18 protein-coding genes are annotated in these 19,963 nt (G+C 65.6%); 10 read left to right on the top strand and 8 right to left on the bottom strand.

Annotated elements, in window-relative coordinates:
* The first annotated feature begins 61 nt into the window (after window positions 1–61).
* Both GBO37_RS03515 and GBO37_RS03510 read left to right on the top strand, forming a co-directional pair.
* Window positions 62–1,264 (top strand): pyridoxal phosphate-dependent aminotransferase, encoded by a 1,203-nt coding sequence (locus GBO37_RS03515; RefSeq protein ID WP_252927277.1) that lies wholly within the window; start codon window positions 62–64, stop codon window positions 1,262–1,264.
* A gap of 53 nt (window positions 1,265–1,317) precedes the next feature.
* Entirely contained in the window at window positions 1,318–1,695 is a 378-nt protein-coding gene (locus GBO37_RS03510; RefSeq protein WP_252927274.1) for a host attachment family protein, read from the top strand.
* A 185-nt stretch (window positions 1,696–1,880) separates the two neighbouring features.
* Here GBO37_RS03510 and GBO37_RS03505 read toward each other — a convergent pair whose 3' ends face one another.
* Window positions 1,881–2,663 (bottom strand): 3-hydroxybutyrate dehydrogenase, encoded by a 783-nt coding sequence (locus GBO37_RS03505; RefSeq protein ID WP_252927272.1) that lies wholly within the window; start codon window positions 2,661–2,663, stop codon window positions 1,881–1,883.
* Between the two features lie 244 nt (window positions 2,664–2,907).
* Here GBO37_RS03505 and GBO37_RS03500 point away from each other — a divergent pair, with 244 nt between their 5' ends.
* Together GBO37_RS03500 and GBO37_RS03495 are read left to right on the top strand one after the other, a co-directional pair.
* Window positions 2,908–4,764, top strand: a complete 1,857-nt coding sequence (locus GBO37_RS03500; RefSeq protein ID WP_252927268.1) for an extracellular solute-binding protein — start codon at window positions 2,908–2,910, stop codon at window positions 4,762–4,764.
* 130 nt (window positions 4,765–4,894) lie between these two features.
* Complete coding sequence (locus GBO37_RS03495) at window positions 4,895–5,227, top strand: hypothetical protein (RefSeq protein ID WP_045981713.1); 333 nt, start codon at window positions 4,895–4,897, stop codon at window positions 5,225–5,227.
* Window positions 5,228–5,242: 15 nt separating this feature from the next.
* Here the strand turns inward: GBO37_RS03495 and GBO37_RS03490 are convergent, their stop codons facing one another.
* Entirely contained in the window at window positions 5,243–6,400 is a 1,158-nt protein-coding gene (locus GBO37_RS03490) for a BCCT family transporter (RefSeq protein WP_252927265.1), read from the bottom strand.
* Window positions 6,401–6,685: 285 nt separating this feature from the next.
* Here GBO37_RS03490 and GBO37_RS03485 point away from each other — a divergent pair, with 285 nt between their 5' ends.
* Complete coding sequence (locus GBO37_RS03485; protein WP_045981711.1) at window positions 6,686–7,573, top strand: cation diffusion facilitator family transporter; 888 nt, start codon at window positions 6,686–6,688, stop codon at window positions 7,571–7,573.
* A gap of 24 nt (window positions 7,574–7,597) precedes the next feature.
* Here the strand turns inward: GBO37_RS03485 and xth are convergent, their stop codons facing one another.
* Window positions 7,598–8,383, bottom strand: a complete 786-nt coding sequence (xth, locus tag GBO37_RS03480; protein WP_252927263.1) for an exodeoxyribonuclease III — start codon at window positions 8,381–8,383, stop codon at window positions 7,598–7,600.
* Window positions 8,384–8,441: 58 nt separating this feature from the next.
* Here xth and GBO37_RS03475 point away from each other — a divergent pair, with 58 nt between their 5' ends.
* Window positions 8,442–8,975: a hypothetical protein gene (locus GBO37_RS03475; RefSeq protein WP_252927261.1), complete on the top strand. Its 534-nt coding sequence runs from the start codon at window positions 8,442–8,444 to the stop codon at window positions 8,973–8,975.
* On the opposite strand, the gene GBO37_RS03470 is transcribed toward GBO37_RS03475, so the two are convergent.
* Window positions 8,972–9,295 (bottom strand): iron-sulfur cluster assembly accessory protein, encoded by a 324-nt coding sequence (locus GBO37_RS03470; RefSeq protein ID WP_252927258.1) that lies wholly within the window; start codon window positions 9,293–9,295, stop codon window positions 8,972–8,974. The two genes, GBO37_RS03475 and GBO37_RS03470, sit on opposite strands and share 4 nt — an antisense overlap.
* 74 nt (window positions 9,296–9,369) lie before the next feature.
* Here GBO37_RS03470 and GBO37_RS03465 point away from each other — a divergent pair, with 74 nt between their 5' ends.
* The 3 genes from GBO37_RS03465 to GBO37_RS03455 are packed head-to-tail and all read left to right on the top strand — an operon-like array spanning window position 9,370 to window position 11,875.
* A complete protein-coding gene (locus GBO37_RS03465) occupies window positions 9,370–10,536 on the top strand; it encodes a deoxyguanosinetriphosphate triphosphohydrolase (protein WP_045981708.1) in 1,167 nt (388 codons plus the stop codon).
* A gap of 59 nt (window positions 10,537–10,595) precedes the next feature.
* Entirely contained in the window at window positions 10,596–11,018 is a 423-nt protein-coding gene (locus GBO37_RS03460; RefSeq protein ID WP_252927257.1) for an OsmC family protein, read from the top strand.
* Window positions 11,018–11,875 (top strand): transglutaminase family protein, encoded by an 858-nt coding sequence (locus GBO37_RS03455; protein ID WP_252927255.1) that lies wholly within the window; start codon window positions 11,018–11,020, stop codon window positions 11,873–11,875. The genes GBO37_RS03460 and GBO37_RS03455 overlap by 1 nt, the downstream gene beginning before the upstream one ends.
* Here the strand turns inward: GBO37_RS03455 and GBO37_RS03450 are convergent.
* A complete protein-coding gene (locus tag GBO37_RS03450; protein WP_252927253.1) occupies window positions 11,872–13,467 on the bottom strand; it encodes a peptide chain release factor 3 in 1,596 nt (531 codons plus the stop codon). The genes GBO37_RS03455 and GBO37_RS03450 overlap by 4 nt on opposite strands.
* Before the next feature lie 160 nt (window positions 13,468–13,627).
* Here GBO37_RS03450 and GBO37_RS03445 point away from each other — a divergent pair, with 160 nt between their 5' ends.
* The gene (locus GBO37_RS03445) at window positions 13,628–15,019 is read left to right on the top strand and encodes a hypothetical protein (protein ID WP_252927252.1); all 1,392 of its coding nucleotides are present in this window, start codon (window positions 13,628–13,630) and stop codon (window positions 15,017–15,019) included.
* Between the two features lie 5 nt (window positions 15,020–15,024).
* Here the strand turns inward: GBO37_RS03445 and GBO37_RS03440 are convergent, their stop codons facing one another.
* The 3 genes from GBO37_RS03440 to GBO37_RS03430 are packed head-to-tail and all read right to left on the bottom strand — an operon-like array spanning window position 15,025 to window position 19,915.
* On the bottom strand, window positions 15,025–16,689 hold the full coding sequence (locus GBO37_RS03440) for a formate--tetrahydrofolate ligase (RefSeq protein WP_252927250.1): 1,665 nt from the start codon (window positions 16,687–16,689) through the stop codon (window positions 15,025–15,027).
* A gap of 3 nt (window positions 16,690–16,692) precedes the next feature.
* A complete protein-coding gene (locus GBO37_RS03435) occupies window positions 16,693–17,118 on the bottom strand; it encodes a universal stress protein (RefSeq protein WP_045981702.1) in 426 nt (141 codons plus the stop codon).
* Window positions 17,111–19,915 carry a TRAP transporter permease gene (locus GBO37_RS03430; RefSeq protein ID WP_252927248.1) on the bottom strand — a complete coding sequence of 935 codons (2,805 nt, stop codon included), beginning with the start codon at window positions 19,913–19,915 and terminating at the stop codon, window positions 17,111–17,113. Before GBO37_RS03430 ends, GBO37_RS03435 begins: the two co-directional genes overlap by 8 nt.
* Between the last annotated feature and the right edge of the window lie 48 nt (window positions 19,916–19,963).

Genomic DNA, 19,963 nt, shown 5'->3' with positions numbered 1-19,963 from the left:
CGTGCGGCGCAGCGTATGCCATGCGGGCCGACAGTTCAAACCGACAGCAGCAAGGTGTCTCATGGCGTTCATCTCGGACCGGCTGGCCCGCATCAAACCCTCGCCCACCATCGCGATGACCACCCGCGCGGCGGACCTGCGCACACAGGGACGCGACATCATCAGCCTGTCCGCCGGAGAGCCCGATTTCGACACCCCGGAAAACGTCCGCGACGCGGCAAAGGCCGCGATCGACGCGGGCCACACCCGTTACACCGCCGTGGACGGCACGCCGTCCCTGAAACGCGCCATCGCCGACAAGTTCGCGCGTGAGAACGGGCTGGACTATGCGCCTGCCCAGATCACTGTCGGCACCGGCGGCAAGCAGATCCTCTACAATGCGCTGATGGCCACGCTGGACGACGGCGACGAGGTGATCGTGCCGGCCCCCTATTGGGTCAGCTATCCCGACATGGTCCTGCTGGCGGGCGGCACGCCGGTCGTCGTGGAATGCGACCAGGCATCCGGGTTCCGCCTGACCCCCGACGCGCTGGAGGCCGCGATCACCCCGCGGACCAAGTGGCTGATCCTCAACTCGCCCTCGAACCCGTCGGGCGCGGGCTATGACCGGGCGCAGATGGCGGCGCTGTGCGATGTGCTTCTGCGTCATCCTCAGGTCTGGGTGCTGGCCGACGACATCTATGAGCACCTGGTCTTCGACGGCTTCGAGTTCTGCACCCCCGCACAGGTCGAACCCCGGCTGAAGGACCGCGTCCTGACCATGAACGGGGTCAGCAAGTCCTATGCCATGACCGGCTGGCGGATCGGCTATGGGGCGGGCCCCGAGGCGCTGATCAAGGCGATGGCCAAGCTGCAGTCGCAATCGACCTCGAACCCCTGCTCGATCAGCCAGTACGCCGCAGAGGCCGCGCTGACCGGGCCGCAGGATTACATTACCGACAGCCGCGCGGTGTTCCAACGGCGGCGCGACCTGGTCGTGGCGGGGCTGAACGCCTGTCCGGGGCTGGACTGCCCGGTGCCGCAGGGTGCGTTCTACGTCTATCCGTCGATCGCCGGGCTGATCGGCCTGACCAGCGCCGGCGGCACCCCGATCGACAGCGACGAAGCCTTTGCGAACGCGCTTCTGGACGAAACCGGGGTCGCGGTCGTCTTCGGTGCGGCATTCGGCCTGTCGCCGCATTTCCGCATCTCCTACGCCACCAGCGACGCCGTGCTTCAGGACGCGATGGCACGCATCCGCCGCTTTTGCGAAGGCTGCAACTGACCGGTCCCGGCTTGCGTTGAACCCGTGAAAGCGAACGCAAGAAGGAGCTGACCATGCTGCCCCACAATGCCTTGGTCGTCGTTGCCGACGGCCACTCTGCCACCCTGTTCCGCAACACGGCCAAATCCGGGCTGGAGCTGTCGGAAACGACCAAGGTGACGCAGGAGAGCCTGTCGGGCGACGGCGCGCAGATCGACGAAGGGTCGCCCCGGGATGACGAGGAAGCAACCTTTGCGGCCCAGCTGTCGCGTCACCTGAACGCGATGGTGCTGAAGAATAAGTTCGAGGACATCGCGATCATCGCGGACCCTTCGACCTTGGGCGTCATGCGAAAGCACTATCACAAGGAACTGCAGCTTCGGCTGCGCAAGGAAGTCGCCAAAACGCTGACGAATTCCGACGTCCAGACCATCCAGAACAGCCTGTCCTGAAGACCCCGGACAGACCAAGGGCGCCCCTCATCACGGGGCGCCCTTACGCATCAAAAGATGCCCAGAACGTACAAGATCACGATCACAACGACCGGAACCCCCAGAAACCACGCCACAAGACCCTTCATCACCATCTCCTCACATTGTGTTGATATGGAACGGCAAGGGACGCGGCGCGGTTCCCGTCACAGGGCGGTCCAGCCCCCGTCGACGCTAATCGTGGTCCCGGTGATCTGGGCCGCGGCGTCGCTGCACAGGAAGACCGCCGTGTCGCCAAGCTGGTCGGTCGTCGCGAATTCCTTGGACGGCTGGCGTTCCAACAGGATCTTTTCGATCACCTCATCCCGGCCCATGCCGTATTTCTCCATCGTGTCCGGGATCTGGCTTTCCACCAGCGGCGTCAGTACATAGCCCGGACAGATGGCATTGGCGGTGATCGCCTCGCGCGCGGTTTCCAGACCCGTCACCTTGGTCAGACCGACGATGCCATGCTTGGCCGCGACATAGGCCGACTTGTAGGGACTGGCCGTCAGTCCGTGGGCCGAGGCGATGTTGATCACCCTGCCCCATCCCGCCGCACGCATCAGCGGCAGGGCCGCCGCGGTGGTGTGGAAGGCGGACGACAGGTTGATCGCGATGATCGCGTCCCATTTCGCGGCCGGGAAATCGGGGATCGCCGCGACGTGCTGGATGCCGGCATTGTTGACCAGGATATCGCAGGCGCCGGCCTTTTCGATCAGCGCGCGGCAGTCGTCGCCCCTGGACATGTCGGCCCGGATGTAGCGGACCTTGACCCCGTGTTCGCCGGACATGCCTTCGGCCAGAGCGTGATCCTCGTCGGTGTCGCTGAAGCTGTTCAGGACCACGTCCGCGCCGGCACGTGCCAGCCTGCGGGCCACGCCCAGCCCGATGCCAGAGTTGGATCCGGTGACGACGGCGGTCTTGCCCTTGAGGAATTTCTCGAACATCGGCTGCTCCTTGACGGCCCCGAAAGGCGGTTTTCAGGTGCAGCATGGGCAAAAAAAAACGCCCGCACAAGGCGGGCGCAAGTTATGAGGCAGGTTTCATACAGGCAAGAAACCTATCGAGCAGTGCCCTATTTATACGCGAGGAACCGCGCGAGTCCAACAGCGATCTTGCCACCTTGGTTGACGCCCCCCGGTCAAGCCTGTTGATAATGCGGCCAAACAAGAAACGACCGGGCGGCAGGCAATGCGAATCTTCGAAAACCTTAACAAATCCGCGATCAGGGGGGCTGCCGTGGGTCTGCTGACCCTGACGGGCGGTGTTGCATCTATGCCGCTGGCAACCCTTGCCGAACCTGTCCATGGCATTGCAATCTATGGAGAACCTGCCCTGCAACAGGGCTTTGCACATTTGCCCTATGCCAACCCGGACGCGCCCAAGGGCGGTACGATTCGGCTGGCAGAACCGGGCGGGTTCGACAGCCTGAAACCTTGGGTGCTGAAGGGCAATGCCGCATGGGGCGTGGGCGTCCACGTGACGGAGTCCCTGATGATGCGGTCGATCGACGAACCGTTCACCCTTTACGGCCTGCTGGCCGAGACGATCGACGTCGCGCCCGACCGACGCTGGGTCGAGTTCACCCTGCGCGAGGAGGCGCGGTTTTCCGACGGCAGCCCGGTCACCGTCGACGACGTGATCTGGTCCTATGAGACGCTTGGGACGCAGGGCCATCCCCGCTATCTGGCGGCTTGGTCACGCGTCGACAGGATCGAGGCCACGGGCCCCCGCAGCGTGCGCCTGACCTTCACCGAACCCGACCGAGAGCTGCCCCTGCTGATGGGGTTGCGTCCGATCCTGAAGAAGGCCCAGTGGGAGGGGCAGGATTTCGCCGCCTCTTCGCTCGAGGCGCCGATTGGCAGCGGCGCCTATGTCGTCGATCAAATCGAGCCGGGGCGGTCGATCAGCTTTCGCCGCAATCCCGACTATTGGGGCCGCGATCTGCCCCTGATGGCGGGGGTGAACAATTTCGACGTCATCCGCTATGACTATTTCGCCGATGCCAACGCGATGTTCGAGGCGTTCAAGGCCGGTGCCATCACCGTCTGGCGCGAACTGTCGGCGCAGAAATGGGCCAACGAATACGGCTTTCCGCTGATGACGGACGGACGCGCGGTCCAGGCAGAGATCCCGAACGAACGCCCGTCGGGCATCGTCGGCCTCGTGATGAACACGCGCAACCCGGCCTTCGCCGATTGGCGCGTGCGGCAGGCGCTGATCGAGATGTTCAACTTCCGCTTCATCAACCAGACCCTGAACGGCGGTGCCGATCCCCGGATCACGTCCTATTTTTCGAACTCGGTCCTGGCGATGCAGGACGGGCCCGCGACGGGGCGCGTGGCGGAACTGCTGGCGCCCTTCGCGGCCGACCTGCCGCCCGGCACGCTGGACGGCTATACCCTGCCCGAAGGATCGGACCGCGCGATGGACCGCGCCGGTGTCCGCCGCGCGATGGCGCTGATGGCCGAGGCCGGCTGGACGGTTCAGGACGGCCAGCTGAAGAACGCGCAGGGCCAGCCCTTCGCCTTCGAGATCCTGCTGAACCAGAACGGCACCGCGATGCGCAGCGGGTCCGAGGTTCAGCAGATCGTGAACATCTATGTCGAGGCGCTGCGCCCCCTGGGGATCACCCCGCGCATCACTTTGCTGGATTCCGCGCAGTACATTGAACGCACGAACAACTATCAGTTCGACATGACATGGTACGAACGCGGCCTGTCGCTGTCGCCGGGCAGCGAACAGCGCCTGTACTGGGGTCGCGACGGCGTATCCACGCCCGGCAGCCGCAACTGGATGGGCATCGACAGCCCCGCGGCCGAGGCGATGATCGACGCCATGACGGCCGCCGACACGGCCGAGGATTTCACCGCCGCGGTCCGGGCGCTGGACCGCGTGCTGACGGCGGGGCGCTATGTGATTCCGGTCAGCTTTTCGCCGATCTCGCGGCTGGCCCATGCCGCGGATCTGAAATACCCAAAGGAAATACCCATGTACGGGGACTGGCCGGGCTTTTTGCCCGAAGTCTGGTGGCAGGAGACGAACTGATGCGAATGTTTTGGGTTACTGTAGCGGCTTGCACGATGCTGGCCGGTTGCAACACCGTCGCCGGTGTCGGCGAGGACATTACAGGGACGGCGCGCTGGTTCCAGGGCAGCCTTCCGACAGGAGGTTATTGATGAAGTGGCACCATGTTCAGGAAAACTGGGCGGCCTTCTATGAGGCGATCATCGACAAGTGGCCCGAGGCCGAGGACACCGAGCTGGACGAGATCGACGGCGACCAGCGCGCCTTCATCGCCTATCTGGTCGAGGTGACCGGCCAGGAGCCCGCCGAGATCCGCGAGGAGCTGCGCGAATGGCTGGTCGGAGAGATCCCGTCGGACGTTGTGATGGACCCCGTCCATGACAATCACTCGATCGCGCTGTCGTCCAAGTTCGTCAACGAGGGCGAGGACGAGTTCTCGGACGATTCGCGCTTTGGCGACGACGACAGCGACAAGGACGACTGAGAGGGCATCCGCCCCCTATCCCGCGGCGGGGCGGCCGATGCCGCCCAGCTTGCCCGTGTGCCGCGCCAGCAGCACATAGATCACCCCGTACAGCGCCGCGACGATCAGGCCGACCCACTGGATCTCGAACGGGGTGAAGACATAGGCGCCGACCAGCCCCAGCTGCAGCAGGAAATGCAGCGGATAATAGCGCCGGTCCCCCAACGTCTCACGCGACCAGTTCAGGTTCGTCGAATACAGCCGGATCAGGCTGTCCAGAGAGTTCACGACGAAGACCACACCGACAGCGATCATGAACCAGTTCAGCCAGCCGGGGATCACGATCCCGCCCTGGTGATAGACGAACAGCACGCTGAACCACAGCCCCAGGGGGATCGCCGGCAGGGCCACCATCGCCAGTGCCAGCTGCCAGACCCTCAGCCCACCGACGAAGCGCGCGACGAACTGGCCGATCATGATCGACCACGCGAACCACCAGAACAGATAGAATTCATGGTAATCCGAAATGGGCGTGGCAAAGCGCGGCAGATGCGCGAAGTACCCGCCCAGCAGGCCGACGCTGTCGAAGAAATCGCCCAGACCCACGCGGCTGTAGACGAAGGCGATCATCGCCAGTGCGGTGAAGGCCAGCATGCCGAACCCATAGCTGGAGATGATGGCCAGCCACTTCATCACCGCCATGTTGCCACTGGACAGGACGGCGGTGGCGATCACCACCACGACCAGCGCCCAGACCGCGCCCTGCGGCAGGTCCGGGGCATAGGTCGGCAGGTTCGACATGAACAGATAGCAGGTGAACGAGCAGGTGGCGATGACCGTCAGGTTGTAGACCCACTTGACCGCCGGGATCTGGAACAGCTGCAGGCGCGGCTCCAGCGCGATGAAATAGAAGGTGGCCACGAAATACATCAGCCAGACCAGCGGCCCCCACATGCCGAATTCCACGGCCAGCGCGTTGGTGAACCCGAAGGCGGGGTCCTCCTCATAGATCGGGAATTCCGCCAGGGGCAGCATGACCAGGCCCATGTCCAGTCCGGCGGTGAACAGCAGGGCGATCAGGGTGAACAGGCCGACGGGCTCTTCGCCCTGCAGCCGCAGGCGGGGCCAGCGGATCAGGACGAACAGCGCGCAGGCCAGCACACTGAGATAGGCGACGGTGATGATTGGCGTCATGGGCGCAATCCTCCTTAGACAGATGAACGATCAGCGCCACAGTGCAGCCGGGCATGTGGCCCGCTGTACGCGCATGATCGCAGCCAAGTGGCCGCATGTTTCTTTGATACTCTAAGGATGCTTTATATTGAGTGACGGGTCAATCAACAAATGCAATGCGTGTCTATCCGGCACCCGAACGCCTATTGTGCACAAATGGCTGCAACCGTGGCTTGAGATTTCACAAAGCATCTGCGACATGCTGCGCCTCATACCCATCCCGTCCATGGCCAAGGGGACGATCTGATGTCCAGCAGCCTGAAAATCGCCGTCGGCAGCATCTTTGTCGGCTTGATCGTGCTTGGGCTGAAGACCCTGGCCTGGTACCTGACCGGGTCGGTGGCGCTGCTGTCTGACGCGCTGGAAAGCATCGTGAACGTGGCGACCGCGGTCGCGGCGCTGGTCGCGATCTCGGTGGCACAACGACCGGCGGATCAGTCGCATCCCTATGGCCATCACAAGGCCGAATTCCTCAGCGCCGTGCTGGAAGGGGTGCTGATCATCGTGGCCGCCCTGCTGATCCTGCGCGAGGCGTGGCACGCCTTCCAGAACCCGCGCGAAATCCAGGCCGTCGGCATGGGCATGGCAATCAACGCCAGCGCGGGCGTGCTGAACGCGATCTGGTGCAGCATCCTGATCCGTCAGGGGCGGCGGCTGCGCTCTCCGGCGCTGGTCGCGGACGGCAAGCACCTGCTGACGGACGTGGTGTCGTCGGGGGGCGTCCTGCTGGGCGTGGGGCTGGCGGTGGCGACCGGCTGGTCGATCCTGGACCCGGCGCTGGCGATGCTGGTGGGGGTGAACATCCTGTGGTCGGGATGGAAGGTCATGGCGTCGTCCGTGTCCGGCCTGCTGGACGAGGCCGTGCCCGAAAAGACGCTGGTGACCATCCGCGACATCATCTCGGACAAGGCCAGCGGCGCGCTGGAGGCGCATGACCTGCGCACGCGTCATGCGGGCGCCGTCACCTTCATCGACTTTCACCTGGTCGTGGACGGCCAGACCACCGTGTCCGACGCCCATGACATCTGCGACCGGGTCGAGGCCAGCCTGAAGGCCAAGCTGCCCGACGCCCAGATCACCATCCATGTCGAACCGGAACACAAGGCCAAGCATTCCGGCGTTCTGGTGATCTGACCCGCCGCCGGGCGCCGCCTGCCGTCAGGCGGCCAGGCGCACCCAGACCGGGACGTGGTCGCTTGGCTTTTCACCGGCCCGCGCATCGCGGTCGACGCCCGTCTCGATCATCAGGTCGGCCGCTTGGGGCGACAGCAGCAGATGGTCGATGCGGATGCCGTTGTCCCGCTCCCACGCGCTGCCCTGATAGTCCCAGAAGGTGAACGGCCCGCGCGTGGCCCAAGGGTCGCGGATGCGCATCGCATCGGTCCAGCCCTGGTTCACGATGGCGCGGAACGCCGCCCGGCTTTGCGGCAGGAACAGCGCATCCTCGGTCCAGCGGTCGGGATGGGCGGCGTCGCGCGGTTCGGGAATGATGTTGTAGTCGCCCAGCATCACCACCGGCAACTCCGACGCCAGCAATTCCGCCGCGCGCTGGCGCAGGCGTTCCATCCATGCCAGCTTGTAGTCGTATTTCGGCCCCGGTGCGGGGTTGCCGTTGGGCAGGTACAGCCCGGCGATGCGTACCGCATGGGTGCCGACCACGGTCGCCTCGATATAGCGGGCCTGCTCATCGGCATCGTCGCCGGGCAGGCCGCGGGTCACGTCCTCCAACGGCAGCCGCGACAGGATCGCCACGCCGTTGAAGCCTTTCTGGCCGTGGGTTTCGACCTGCCATCCCAGGTCCTGGAAATGCTCGCGCGGGAACCCCTCGTCCACGGACTTGATTTCCTGCAGCACGACCAGATCGGCATCGGTCGAGGCCAGCCAGTCGGTCAGGGCCTGCACGCGGGCCTTGACGCCATTGATGTTAAAGCTTGCGATTTTCATGGGCGGCATCTTTAGCGCCGCCTGCGCGTTTGGCAACACGAACCGGAAAGGGGCCGCGATGATCCGACTGCTGATCCTGCTGATGTTCCTGCCCGTGGCGGCCGCCGCGCGCCCGGTCACCGGGCTGCTGGAAAAGGCCAGCCCCCTGCCCGCGACGATACCCCTGCAGGTCCGCGCCCCGGCCGACATGGATCATACGATCATCCTGACGGATGACCAAGGCGCGCCCGTCATCAGCGGCTATCTGCGCGGCGGCGCGGTTCTGCGGCTGCTGGTGCCCCCGGGAGATCACCGCCTGACGGTGGCCAGCGGGCCCGCGCAGGACTGGCAGGGTCTGCCCGACTTGTTCGGCGCGCCTGCCATCGCGCTGCCGCAGCCCCTGCCCTTCTTCATCGATGGGACGCGGCGCGAGGGGCAGGCGATCACGCTGTCGAAGGACGGTGACGGCCTGCGGATCACCGACCGGCAGAACCGTGTCATTTGTCAGAACGCCGGATGGGACAGCACGCGCGTCGTCAAGACGCTGCCCTCGGGAACGCAGTTCCGTTATGTGGAACAGCGGCTGGACCCGCGCAGCATCCCCTGCGACTAGATTGAAAAGCTGGTCCCGCAGCCGCAGCTTGCCGTGGCGTTCGGGTTCTCGATCACGAAGCGCGCGCCGATCAGCTCGTCGGTGAAATCGATGACCGCCCCCGCCAGATAGGGCAGCGACACCGGATCGACGACGACCTTCTGTCCCGATTTCTCCAGGATCAGATCGTCGGTCTCGGACGCGTCCAGGCGGATGTCGTACTGGAACCCGGAACATCCCCCGCCCAGCACCGCAATGCGCAGCGGTACCGGGTCCTTGCCCGCATTGATCTGGGACAGGCGGTCAAAGGCGCGGTCGGTCACTTTGGGCGGCAGGTTCATGGGGCGTTCCCGTTTTCGTCTGGTCGCATCAAATATAGGGTCCGCCGGGTGAACCCGCAAGGAAGGCTGACCCCGTGACCGCACTCGCGCCCTATGCCTGCCATCCGCAAGACAGCCGCGGGCGATTGCAGGACGAAAGCCTGTCCACCTTCCGGTCACCCTGGCAACGCGACCGCGACCGCATCATCCATTCCAGCGCTTTCCGTCGGCTGAAACACAAGACCCAGGTCTTTGTCGAACATGATGGCGAAGGTTATCGCGGCGATTATTTCCGCACCCGCCTGACCCACACGATCGAGGTCGCGCAGGTCGCGCGCACCATCGCCGGGGCGCTGAATCTGAACACCGACCTGGCCGAGACCGTGGCCCTGGCCCATGACCTGGGCCACCCGCCCTTCGGTCATACCGGAGAGGACGCGCTATCCGCGCTGATGGCGCCCTATGGCGGGTTCGACCACAATGCGCAGGCGCTGCGCATCGTCACCAAGCTGGAACGCCACTATGCCGATTTCGACGGGCTGAACCTGACCTGGGAAAGCCTGGAAGGCATCGCCAAGCACAACGGCCCGGTGACCGGGCCGCTGCCCTATGCCCTGGCCGAGGTGAATGCGCTTTGGGACCTGGAGCTGCACACCAATGCCAGCGCCGAGGCACAGGTGGCGGCGGTGGCCGACGACGTGGCCTACAATCACCACGACCTGCATGACGGGCTGCGCGCGGGCCTGTTCACCGAGGACGATCTGGCGGAACTGCCCGTGATCGGCCCGGCCTTTGCCGAGGTCGACCGCCTGTATCCCGGCCTGGACCCCACGCGGCGCCGCTACGAGGCGCTGCGCCGCGTCTTCGGCGTCATGGTCGAGGATGTGATCGCCGTTGCCCAGAACCGGCTTGCCGGGCTGCAGCCGCGATCGGCGGACGACATCCGCGCGATGGACGGGGCGATCATCCGCTTTTCCAAGCCGCTGTACCAGAACATCAAGGCGATCAAGTCCTTCCTGTTCCAGCGCATGTATCGCGCGCCCTCGGTCGTCGTCGAACGCACCCATGTCACGCAGATGCTGAACGACCTGTTTCCGCTGTACCTGGATCATCCCGACCGCCTGCCCGACCAGTGGCGCGATGCGGCCATGCGCCTGAACGATCCGACCGAACGCGCGCGTCTTGTGCTGGATTACGTCGCAGGGATGACCGACCGCTATGCGATTGCGGAACATCAACGCCTGATTCAGCCACAGTCCTGAACCTTGGATGGTGTTGCCGCGTTGGGCGGGCAACACTGACCAAGAAAAGGATGGATCACATGATTACCCGCACCGGATCGGCTGAATGGACTGGCGGCCTGAAAGAGGGCAAGGGCCAGGTTTCGACCAAATCGGGCGCGCTGTCGGCGCAGCCCTACGGCTTCAACACCCGCTTCGAGGACAAGCCCGGCACCAACCCCGAGGAACTGATCGGCGCCGCGCATGCGTCGTGCTTCTCTATGGCGCTGGCGATGATGCTGGAGCAGGAAGGCATCTCGGGCGTGTTGATCAAGACCAAGTCCGACATCTCGATGGACAAGGAAGGCGACGGTTTCGCCGTCAAGAAGGCCCATCTGACCACGACCATCACCGCTGATGCAGATCAGGCGAAGATCCTCGAAGTCGCCGAAAAGGCCAAGGAAGGCTGCCCGATCAGCAAGCTGCTGAATGCCGAAATCACGATGGACGCGTCGGTTTCCTGATGCGCGTCCGGGTCGGTCACGAGTTCCGTATCAAGGTCGAGCAGCCGACCCCCCTCATCTGCCTTGTCGCCCCCGAGGCGGCACGGCACGACGATTTCACAGCCCCCGAACAGGTCACGACCGTTCCTCATGTCGACGTGCATGAGTACCGCGACCTGTTCGGAAACATCTGCCGCCGCATGGTTGCCCCTGCGGGCGAATTTGTCCTTCGTGGCGATGTGACCCTGAATGACGACGAAATGTGGGACGATGTCGATTTCACGGCCCAGGAAACGCGGGTCGAGGATCTGCCCGACGATGCGCTGATCTACCTGATGGCGTCCCGCTATGTCGAAAGCGACGTCCTGTCCCAGCAGGCCTGGGACCTGTTCGGTCATCTGCAACCGGGCTGGGGCCGTGTCCAGGCGGTGCTGGACCACGGTCACAAGGTGCTGACATTCGACTATGGCACGGCGTCGGTCTTTCGCACTGCCCATGATGCCAGCAAGGGCGGCATGGCCGTCTGCCGCGATTTCGCGCACTTGGCACTGGCCTATCTGCGAGCGCTGAACATCCCGGCCCGCTATGTGAACGGCTATGTCGGCGATATCGGCGTGCCCAAGGTCGACGCGCCGATGGATTTTGCCGCCTGGATCGAGGTTTACCTATCTGGCCGCTGGTGGACGTTCGACCCGCGCAACAACGAACGCCGCCTTGGCCGCGTCGTCGTCGCACGGGGTCGCGATGCCGCCGATGTGGCGATGCTGGCCAGCTTTGGCCCGCATCAGTTGTTGGACTTCACCGTCTGGTGCCACCCGGTCGACGAGACCGGGCAGGAATTGGACGGCATGGCCTTCGGTCAGGAGACGCGGCGCTAGACCATCATCTCCTTGGTCGCGGTCAGCCTCAGGTCCGGGTGATCGCGACCGATCCGGTCGATGTCCCATTGTAGGCGGGTCAGATAGACCAGATCCCCGTCATGGTCATGGGCCAGATGCGCCTTGTTCGTTTCGGCAAAGGCATCGACCACCGACTTGGCGCCACTGACCCAACGGGCGCTGGTAAACTGGCTGCCCTCGAACCGCACCGGGATGCCGTATTCCAGCTCGATCCGGCTGGCCAGCACCTCGAACTGCAGCGCGCCCACGACGCCCACGATGAAGCCCGACCCGATCGCGGGCTTGAAGACCTTGGCGGCCCCCTCCTCGGCGAACTGCATCAGCGCCTTTTCCAGGTGCTTGGCCTTCATCGGGTCGGTCGCGCGCACGGTCTGCAACAGTTCGGGCGCAAAGGACGGGATGCCCGTGAACCGCAACGTCTCTCCCTCGGTCAGGGCGTCGCCGATGCGCAGCTGGCCATGGTTCGGAATGCCGATGATGTCGCCGGCCCAGGCCTCCTCGGCCAGTTCGCGGTCGGCGGCCAGGAACAGAACCGGGTTCGACACCGCCATCGGTTTCTTCGTGCGGACGTGGACCATCTTCATGCCACGTTCGAAATGTCCCGATGCCAGCCGAACAAAAGCCACGCGGTCGCGGTGCTTGGGGTCCATGTTGGCCTGAACCTTGAACACGAAGCCCGTCACCGTGCTCTCATCCGGGGAAATCTCACGCTCGGCACTGTTCTGGGGCTGCGGCGGCGGGCCATAGGTGCTGATGCCCTGCATCAACTCCTGCACGCCAAAGCTGTTGATCGCGCTGCCGAACCAGATGGGCGTCATGTGCCCCTCCAGGAACGACCGCTGGTCGAAGGTCGGCAGCAGCTCGCGGGCCATCTCGACCTCCTCGCGCAGCTTGGCCAACAGGTCGGCGGGAACGTGATCGGCCAGCCGCGGATCGTCCAGCCCCTTCATCGAGATCGACTGCGCCACCTTGTTGCGGTCGGCCCGGTCCATCAGCTCCAGCCGGTCGCCCAGCATGTCATAGCAGCCGATGAACTCTCGCCCCACGCCGATCGGCCAGGATGCCGGTGCAACGTCGATGGCCAGGTTCTCCTGGATCTCGTCGATGATCTCGAACGTGTCGCGGGATTCGCGGTCCATCTTGTTGCAGAAGGTCAGGATCGGCAGGTCGCGCAGGCGGCAGACCTCGAACAGCTTGCGGGTTTGCGATTCGACACCCTTGGCCCCGTCGATGACCATGATCGCCGCATCCACCGCGGTCAGCGTGCGATAGGTATCTTCGGAAAAGTCGCTGTGGCCCGGCGTATCCACCAGGTTGAAGCGATGTCCGTCAAAATCGAACGACATCGCCGACGCGGACACCGAGATGCCGCGATCCTGCTCCATCTTCATGAAATCTGATCGCGTGCGCCGCGCCTCGCCCTTTGCGCGAACCTGCCCGGCCATCTGGATGGCGCCACCGTACAGCAGGAACTTCTCTGTCAGCGTTGTCTTGCCGGCATCGGGATGCGAGATGATCGCAAAGGTCCGGCGGCGGGCGATTTCGGGTGGAAGCTGGGGGCGGTTTGTCATGCCGCCGCTTTATCCTGCGCGCGCGTCCGACGCAATTCCCGGCATCATGCCGCCAATGGCGCGAATTGTCTGCATCCGGTTCTTGAACCCGCGCGTCCTTGTCGCATGATCAACCGCGAAACGGACGAGGGCGCAGATGGACGGATCATGGGACCAATTGATGCGGCTGCTGTCCAACCGCGGCCTTGAATGGCTGCGCCAGCGTATCATGGCCCTGCCCGATCCCTGCCCGCTGGATCATCCCGACATCGGCGCGCTGGCGCTGGTGGGACAGATCGCACCGGTGCTTTCGGGCCTGCGCGGGCGCATCTCGCCGATCGAGGTGATCGTGCTGCGTCGCCTGACGCCAGATCTGGTACGTCAAGGCGCCATGCGCGTTCTTGACGGCGCGCGGGACGATGCGCTGGTCCGCCTGACGCTGGCGGGCGGTCTGGTCGCACAGACCGACCCCCTGTGGCAGCTGGCCTGCGAGGCGCTGGCCGACGACCCCGCCCTGCCCCTGCCGCACAGGTTGGCGCTGTCCGACGACCCCGTCCTGCTGGCACAGGCCGAGGCCGTGGTGACGACGCCCCCGACCTTGATCACACCCGATCACGTGGCACAGGTGGCGCAGCTGCTGATGCAGCTTTATCATCATGGCGCGCGGCGTCCCCGCCTGTCCCACCCGCGCGCCTATACGCTGATCTTCGACCACCTGAGAATGCTGGCAACCTGGGCGCAGGGCGCGGGATGCACGGGGTCGGTTGCCCGGATCGCGTTCTGCCTGCGGCTGCTGGACGACGACCACCCGGTGGCGGACATGCTGTCCGACCTGATCCAGGTCCAGCGGCCCGACGGATCATTTCCCGTCAGGCTGGGTTTTGCCACCGCGGACCAGACATTCGCGGATGCGGTCCAGCCGACGGTCCATGTGGCGATGGCGCTGCACATGGCGGCGTGGAAACGCTGGCGCGGTCCCGCGCCCGTCTGGCTGCAGCCCCATCCCGTCCAGACCACCGCCCGCCAGCTGGCCGACCGGATCGCCGCGATGGACATCCCCAAGGCGCAGGCCCTGCACGCGGCAACCAGCCTGACCCGCGCGACCGGAGAGAACTGGTTCGCCCGCCTGTGCCCCGCGCGCCAGGCGGTGACCGATGACCTGACCCGATTGGGGCGCATCTGCTTTCGCGACGCGGTCGCGGCCCGGCATCTGCGCGCATGGCTTGGCCTGACGCGTCACGGTGACTGCCCATCCGGCCTGGACGGACCCGAGGCTGCATGGCTGACCGGGCGCATCGTCGCGATCGCGACCCCCCTGCCGGATGCCGTGATGCGGCTGTGGGACCGCGCCGCGCTGGCCGGTGATGTCGCGGCCTTCACCGACTGCGCGCGCATGGCGCAGCATCACGCGGACGGCCCGGCCAGCCCCGCGGTCCGCGCCATGACCCGCCGCCTGTGCGTAGAGGCGCTGACGCAGGATGCGCCCCTGCCCCGGATGCTGGACAGCCTGGATCGCCTGACCCTGCTGTCCCGCCTGTTCGAACCGGAAGCCAAGGAAGTGGCCGCCGCCTGATCGGGTCAGAACAACCCCTCGACCTGTCCCAGATCGTCCAGCCGGATGACCTCGGCTGCGGGATGGCGCGGCAGGCCCGGCATGGTCATGATCTGCCCGCAGATCGCCACGACAAAGCCCGCGCCCGCGTTCAGCCGCACCTCTCGCACCGGTATGACATGCCCGGTGGGCGCGCCGCGCAGGTCCGGATCCGTCGAAAAGCTGTACTGCGTCTTGGCGATGCAGACCGGCATATGCCCATGGCCCGCCGCCTGCCAGGCGGCCAGTTGATCCAGGACGCCGGGACCGGGTTCGACCCGCGCGGCGCGGTGGATATGGGTGCAGACCGTCTGGATCTTGTCCCACAGCGGCATCGCGTCGGGGTAAAGCGGCGCGAATGCCGCAGGCTGTTCCGCCAGGGCGACGACCGCGCGGGCCAGATCCTCGGCACCGGCGCCACCCATGGCCCAGTGCCGCGCCAGGATGGCCTGCACCCCCTGTTCGGCGCAGTAGTCCTGCAGGGCCGCGATCTCGGCCGGGGTGTCGCCATCGAAATGGTTCAACGCCACGACGACCGGCAGGCCAAAGCTGCGGATGTTCTCGATGTGCCGGCCCAGATTGGCGCAGCCCGCGGTGACCGCCGCGACGTCTTCCGCCGCCAGATCGGCCTTGGCCACGCCGCCGTTCATCTTCAGCGCCCGCACCGTGGCCACCAGCACGACGGCCGCCGGCGCAAGCCCCGCAAGGCGGCACTTGATGTTCAGGAACTTCTCGGCCCCCAGATCGGCGCCGAAGCCCGCCTCGGTCACCACGTAATCGGACATGCGCAGGGCGGCGCGGGTCGCGATGACGCTGTTGCAGCCATGGGCGATATTGGCGAAGGGGCCGCCATGAACCAGCGCCGGGTTGTTCTCCAGCGTCTGGACCAGGTTCGGCTGCAACGCGTCCTTCAGCAGAACGGTCATCGCGCCGTCCGCCTGCAGATCGCGCGCGGTGACGGGTTGGCGGTCGCGGGTATAGCCCACGACGATCCGGCCAAGCCGATCCTGCAGATCGGCCAGATCACGCGACAGGCACAGGATCGCCATCACCTCGGACGCGACGGTGATGTCGAAACCGGTCTGGCGCGAAAACCCGTTCGCCGGACCGCCCAGCCCCACGACCACATCACGCAACGCGCGGTCGTTCATGTCCATGACCCGCCGCCAGGTGATGCGCCGCGTGTCCAAGTCAAGCGCATTGCCCCAGTGGATGTGGTTGTCGATCATCGCGGCCAGCAGATTGTGGGCCGAGGTGATGGCATGGAAATCGCCGGTGAAGTGAAGGTTCATCTCCTCCATCGGCACGATCTGCGCGCGCCCGCCCCCGGCCGCCCCGCCCTTCATGCCGAAGTTCGGGCCCAGGCTGGCCTCGCGGATGCAGATGGTGGCACGGTGGCCGATCCGGTTCAGCGCATCGCCCAAGCCCACGGTCGTGGTGGTCTTGCCCTCTCCCGCAGGGGTCGGGTTGATTGCGGTGACCAGGATCAGGCGGCCTTCGGGGCCGGTCAGACCGGCCAGCGCGTCATGCGTGATCTTGGCCTTGTCATGACCATAGGGCAGGATCTGATCCGGCGTCAGGCCAAGACGGGCGGCGATGTCGTTGATCGGCCGCTTGGTCGCGGCGCGCGCGATCTGAAGGTCGGTCTGCATGTCCTAGCGCACCACCATGACCGAGACCGGCGAATGGCGCACGACCGCGTTGGCATCGCGGCTGACCAGGATGCTGCGCAGCTCGTCCGGCTTGTCGCTGGCCATCACGATCAGGTCCGCCTTGTGCCGGGCCGCGGCCTTGAGGATCGTCTCGGCCACATGCCCGTGGCCGACATGCACCTGCACGCGCGACTGGTCGGGGAAATGCTGGCTGGCGAAATCGTCCAGTGCGCCCTTCATCTTCTGCAGGGCCTTCTGTTCGTACCCCTTGGGCAGGAAGGTCGCCACCATCGAGCTGCCGAAATCATGCACGATCCCCAGCAGGTGGATTACGCCCCGGTCCCCCGCCAGCCGCATCGCGGCCGGCAGGGCCTTTTCCCAGCTTTCTGGATGCTGAAGGTCGATCGGCAACAGCACGACGTCATGCATGGCGCGGTCCTTTCACGAGCTGGGGGCGCGTCTCGCGCCGACGCTGCGACCAGATCACCAGCCCCATCAACAGGAAGGCCGGGATATAGATCCAGTACCGCGACGGCGCCGCCGCCGGGGCGTTCACGGCAAGCACGGTCTGATCCCAGTCCAGCCCCGCCGCCTGCGCCGGGCTGTCGAACGCCACGTTATCGATCAGCGTGCGATCACCGTCCTGGATCAGGGTAATGCCCGCGGCCTCCAGCCGTTCCTCTCCGGTGGCGCCTTCGGGGACGGGCAGCAGGGCCGTGAACTCAACGGGGTTGCCGATGTCGTTCAGCCCGGCGATGCGCAGGCGCAGGCCGTCGCCGACCTCGCTGTCCTCCAGCGCCTGGACCAGTTCCGCGCCCGAACGCTCCTCGAACGGCGGGAAGACGTAGCCCCAGAAGAAGCCGGGTCGGAAGATGGTAAAGGCGATCACCAGCAGCAAGACCGTCTCCCACAGCTTGCTGCGGACCAGGAACCAGCCCTGGGTCGCGGCCGCGAACAGCAGCATCGCGATGGTCGCCGTGATGAAGACGAAGATCCCCTGCCCCCAGCCCACGTCGATCAGCAGCAGATCGGTGTTGAAGATAAACAGGAACGGCAGGACCGCCGTGCGCATGCTGTAGCCGAAGGCGACGACCCCGGTCTTGATCGGATCGCCCCCCGACACGGCCGCCGCGGCAAAGGATGCAAGGCCCACGGGCGGGGTCACGTCGGCCATGATGCCGAAGTAGAACACGAACAGGTGCACCGCGATCAGCGGTACGATCAGCCCGTTCTGCTGCCCAAGCGTCACGATGACCGGCGCCAGCAGCGCCGAGACGACGATATAGTTTGCCGTCGTGGGCAGACCCATCCCCAGGATCAGTGACAGGACCGCGGTCAGGCAAAGGATGGCCAGCAGATGGCCGCCCGACAGGACCTCGACCACTTCGGCCAGGGCCGATCCGACGCCGGTCTGGCTAACCGCACCCACGATGATGCCCGCGGTCGCCGTGGCGATGCCGATGCCGATCATGTTGCGTGCGCCCGAGATCAGCCCGTCCACCAGATCGTCGAACCCGGCCCGCAATGCGCGCCCGGTGCGGGCGTTTCCGGTGCGGTCGGACCCGCGCAGCAGCACCATCAGCGGCCGCTGCGTCAGCAGGATGAAGATCATGTAGGCGGTGGCCCAGAAGGCCGACAGGCCCGGCGACAGGCGGTCGACCATCAGGGCCCAGACCAGCACGACCACCGGCAGGATGAAGTGCAGACCCGACCGGACCGTCGGCCCCGGCAGCGGCAGTTCCGTCACCGGCGCGTTGGGATCGTCGATCTGCAGCGGCTCCTCGCGCGAGGCGACCCACAGCAGGCCGACATAGGCCGCAGTCAAGACGGCAAAGACCACGTAGGGGGCGGCCGCACCGAATGCGGGCCGGATCCAGCCCATCAGATAATAGACCGCCAGCGACAGCGCGCAGATGCCCGCGATCAGGAAGGCCGCGAACATCAGCCGGCGCAGCAGCGGCGGCGGCGTATAGGCACGTGGCAGGCCCTGCATCCCGGCCTTCATGGCCTCCAGATGCACGATATAGACCAGTGCGATATAGCTGATCGTGGCGGGCAGGAAGGCGTGCTTGACGACGTCGAAGTAGGGAATGCCCACATATTCGACCATCAAGAAGGCTGCGGCGCCCATGACGGGCGGCATGATCTGGCCGTTGACCGACGACGCGGTTTCGACCGCCCCGGCCTTTTCGCTGGAAAAGCCCACTTTCTTCATCAGCGGGATGGTGAAGGTGCCCGTGGTGACCACGTTGGCGATGGACGAGCCCGAGATCAGGCCGGTCATGGCGCTGCTGACGACGGCGGCCTTGGCAGGCCCGCCGCGCAGGTGGCCCATCAGCGAAAAGGCGACCTGGATGAAATAGTTGCCCGCGCCCGCCTTGTCCAACAGCGCGCCGAACAGCACGAACAGGAACACGAAGCTGGTCGACACGCCAAGGGCGATGCCGAACACGCCTTCGGTCGTGACCCACTGGTGGTTGGCGACCTCGGCCAGCGAATTGCCGCGATGCGCGATGATCGACGGCATGTAGGGGCCCAGGAAGGTATAGGCCAGGAACACCGTGGCCACGATCATCAGGGCCGGCCCAAGGCTGCGGCGCGTGGCCTCCAGCAGCAGCAGGATGCCCACGACCGCCACGATCAGGTCCGTGGTGATCGGCGCGCCAACCCGGCGGCCAAGCGCGTCGCTGTTGATAAAGACGTACATGGTGACGACCACGCCGGCCAGCGCCAGCAGCCATTCCCATGGCGGAACGCGGGTCTTGGGGCTGCCCAGCAGCACGGCCGCAACGACGCCCGCCCCGGCCAGTGCCAGCCACCACAGCGGCATCGCGGCGGGCGCGCCATAGATGAACAGCCCCGACAGGATCACCGGAACCGACACACCAAGAGCCAGCTGGAAAGGCGACTTTTCAGCAGGATAGGCCATGAAAGCCAGAAACAGCGCGAAGGCCAGATGGACCGCGCGGGCATCCGTGGCGCTGATGATGGCAAAGTTCAGCATGAAGGGCAGCGGCGAGGCGATCCACAGCTGGAACAGCGACCAGCACAGGGCCACCCCCAGGATCAGCTTGCCCACGAAACCCGGCGGAGTGCGCGCGCCCGTGTCCGACGAGGCGACCAGTTCGTCCAGTTCCTCCTGGGTCAAGGCGCCGTGGCCCGACGCCTGCATCTCGACCGCGCTGGCCTGCTGCTGGCGTTCCCTGGTCTTGTCGTCGTCGCTCATCACGGCACCCCCTGCGATGCATCTTGTTGTTCGTTGGTCATGATGAAG

The sequence above is a fragment of the Paracoccus sp. 08 genome (genome assembly GCF_024105395.1).
GTDB classification, from domain to species: domain Bacteria; phylum Pseudomonadota; class Alphaproteobacteria; order Rhodobacterales; family Rhodobacteraceae; genus Paracoccus; species Paracoccus marcusii.
Note: the sequence above shows the minus strand (reverse complement) of the source record. Positions and strands in the feature narration are given on the sequence as shown.

Coding starts and splice junctions, on each gene's coding strand:
- GBO37_RS03515 (WP_252927277.1), top strand. CDS start 62: ATGGCGTTCATCTCGGACCGGCTGGCCCGCATCAAACCCTCGCCCACC.
- GBO37_RS03510 (WP_252927274.1), top strand. CDS start 1,318: ATGCTGCCCCACAATGCCTTGGTCGTCGTTGCCGACGGCCACTCTGCC.
- GBO37_RS03505 (WP_252927272.1), bottom strand. CDS start 2,663: ATGTTCGAGAAATTCCTCAAGGGCAAGACCGCCGTCGTCACCGGATCC.
- GBO37_RS03500 (WP_252927268.1), top strand. CDS start 2,908: ATGCGAATCTTCGAAAACCTTAACAAATCCGCGATCAGGGGGGCTGCC.
- GBO37_RS03495 (WP_045981713.1), top strand. CDS start 4,895: ATGAAGTGGCACCATGTTCAGGAAAACTGGGCGGCCTTCTATGAGGCG.
- GBO37_RS03490 (WP_252927265.1), bottom strand. CDS start 6,400: ATGACGCCAATCATCACCGTCGCCTATCTCAGTGTGCTGGCCTGCGCG.
- GBO37_RS03485 (WP_045981711.1), top strand. CDS start 6,686: ATGTCCAGCAGCCTGAAAATCGCCGTCGGCAGCATCTTTGTCGGCTTG.
- xth (WP_252927263.1), bottom strand. CDS start 8,383: ATGAAAATCGCAAGCTTTAACATCAATGGCGTCAAGGCCCGCGTGCAG.
- GBO37_RS03475 (WP_252927261.1), top strand. CDS start 8,442: ATGATCCGACTGCTGATCCTGCTGATGTTCCTGCCCGTGGCGGCCGCC.
- GBO37_RS03470 (WP_252927258.1), bottom strand. CDS start 9,295: ATGAACCTGCCGCCCAAAGTGACCGACCGCGCCTTTGACCGCCTGTCC.
- GBO37_RS03460 (WP_252927257.1), top strand. CDS start 10,596: ATGATTACCCGCACCGGATCGGCTGAATGGACTGGCGGCCTGAAAGAG.
- GBO37_RS03455 (WP_252927255.1), top strand. CDS start 11,018: ATGCGCGTCCGGGTCGGTCACGAGTTCCGTATCAAGGTCGAGCAGCCG.
- GBO37_RS03450 (WP_252927253.1), bottom strand. CDS start 13,467: ATGACAAACCGCCCCCAGCTTCCACCCGAAATCGCCCGCCGCCGGACC.
- GBO37_RS03445 (WP_252927252.1), top strand. CDS start 13,628: ATGCGGCTGCTGTCCAACCGCGGCCTTGAATGGCTGCGCCAGCGTATC.
- GBO37_RS03440 (WP_252927250.1), bottom strand. CDS start 16,689: ATGCAGACCGACCTTCAGATCGCGCGCGCCGCGACCAAGCGGCCGATC.
- GBO37_RS03435 (WP_045981702.1), bottom strand. CDS start 17,118: ATGCATGACGTCGTGCTGTTGCCGATCGACCTTCAGCATCCAGAAAGC.
- GBO37_RS03430 (WP_252927248.1), bottom strand. CDS start 19,915: ATGAGCGACGACGACAAGACCAGGGAACGCCAGCAGCAGGCCAGCGCG.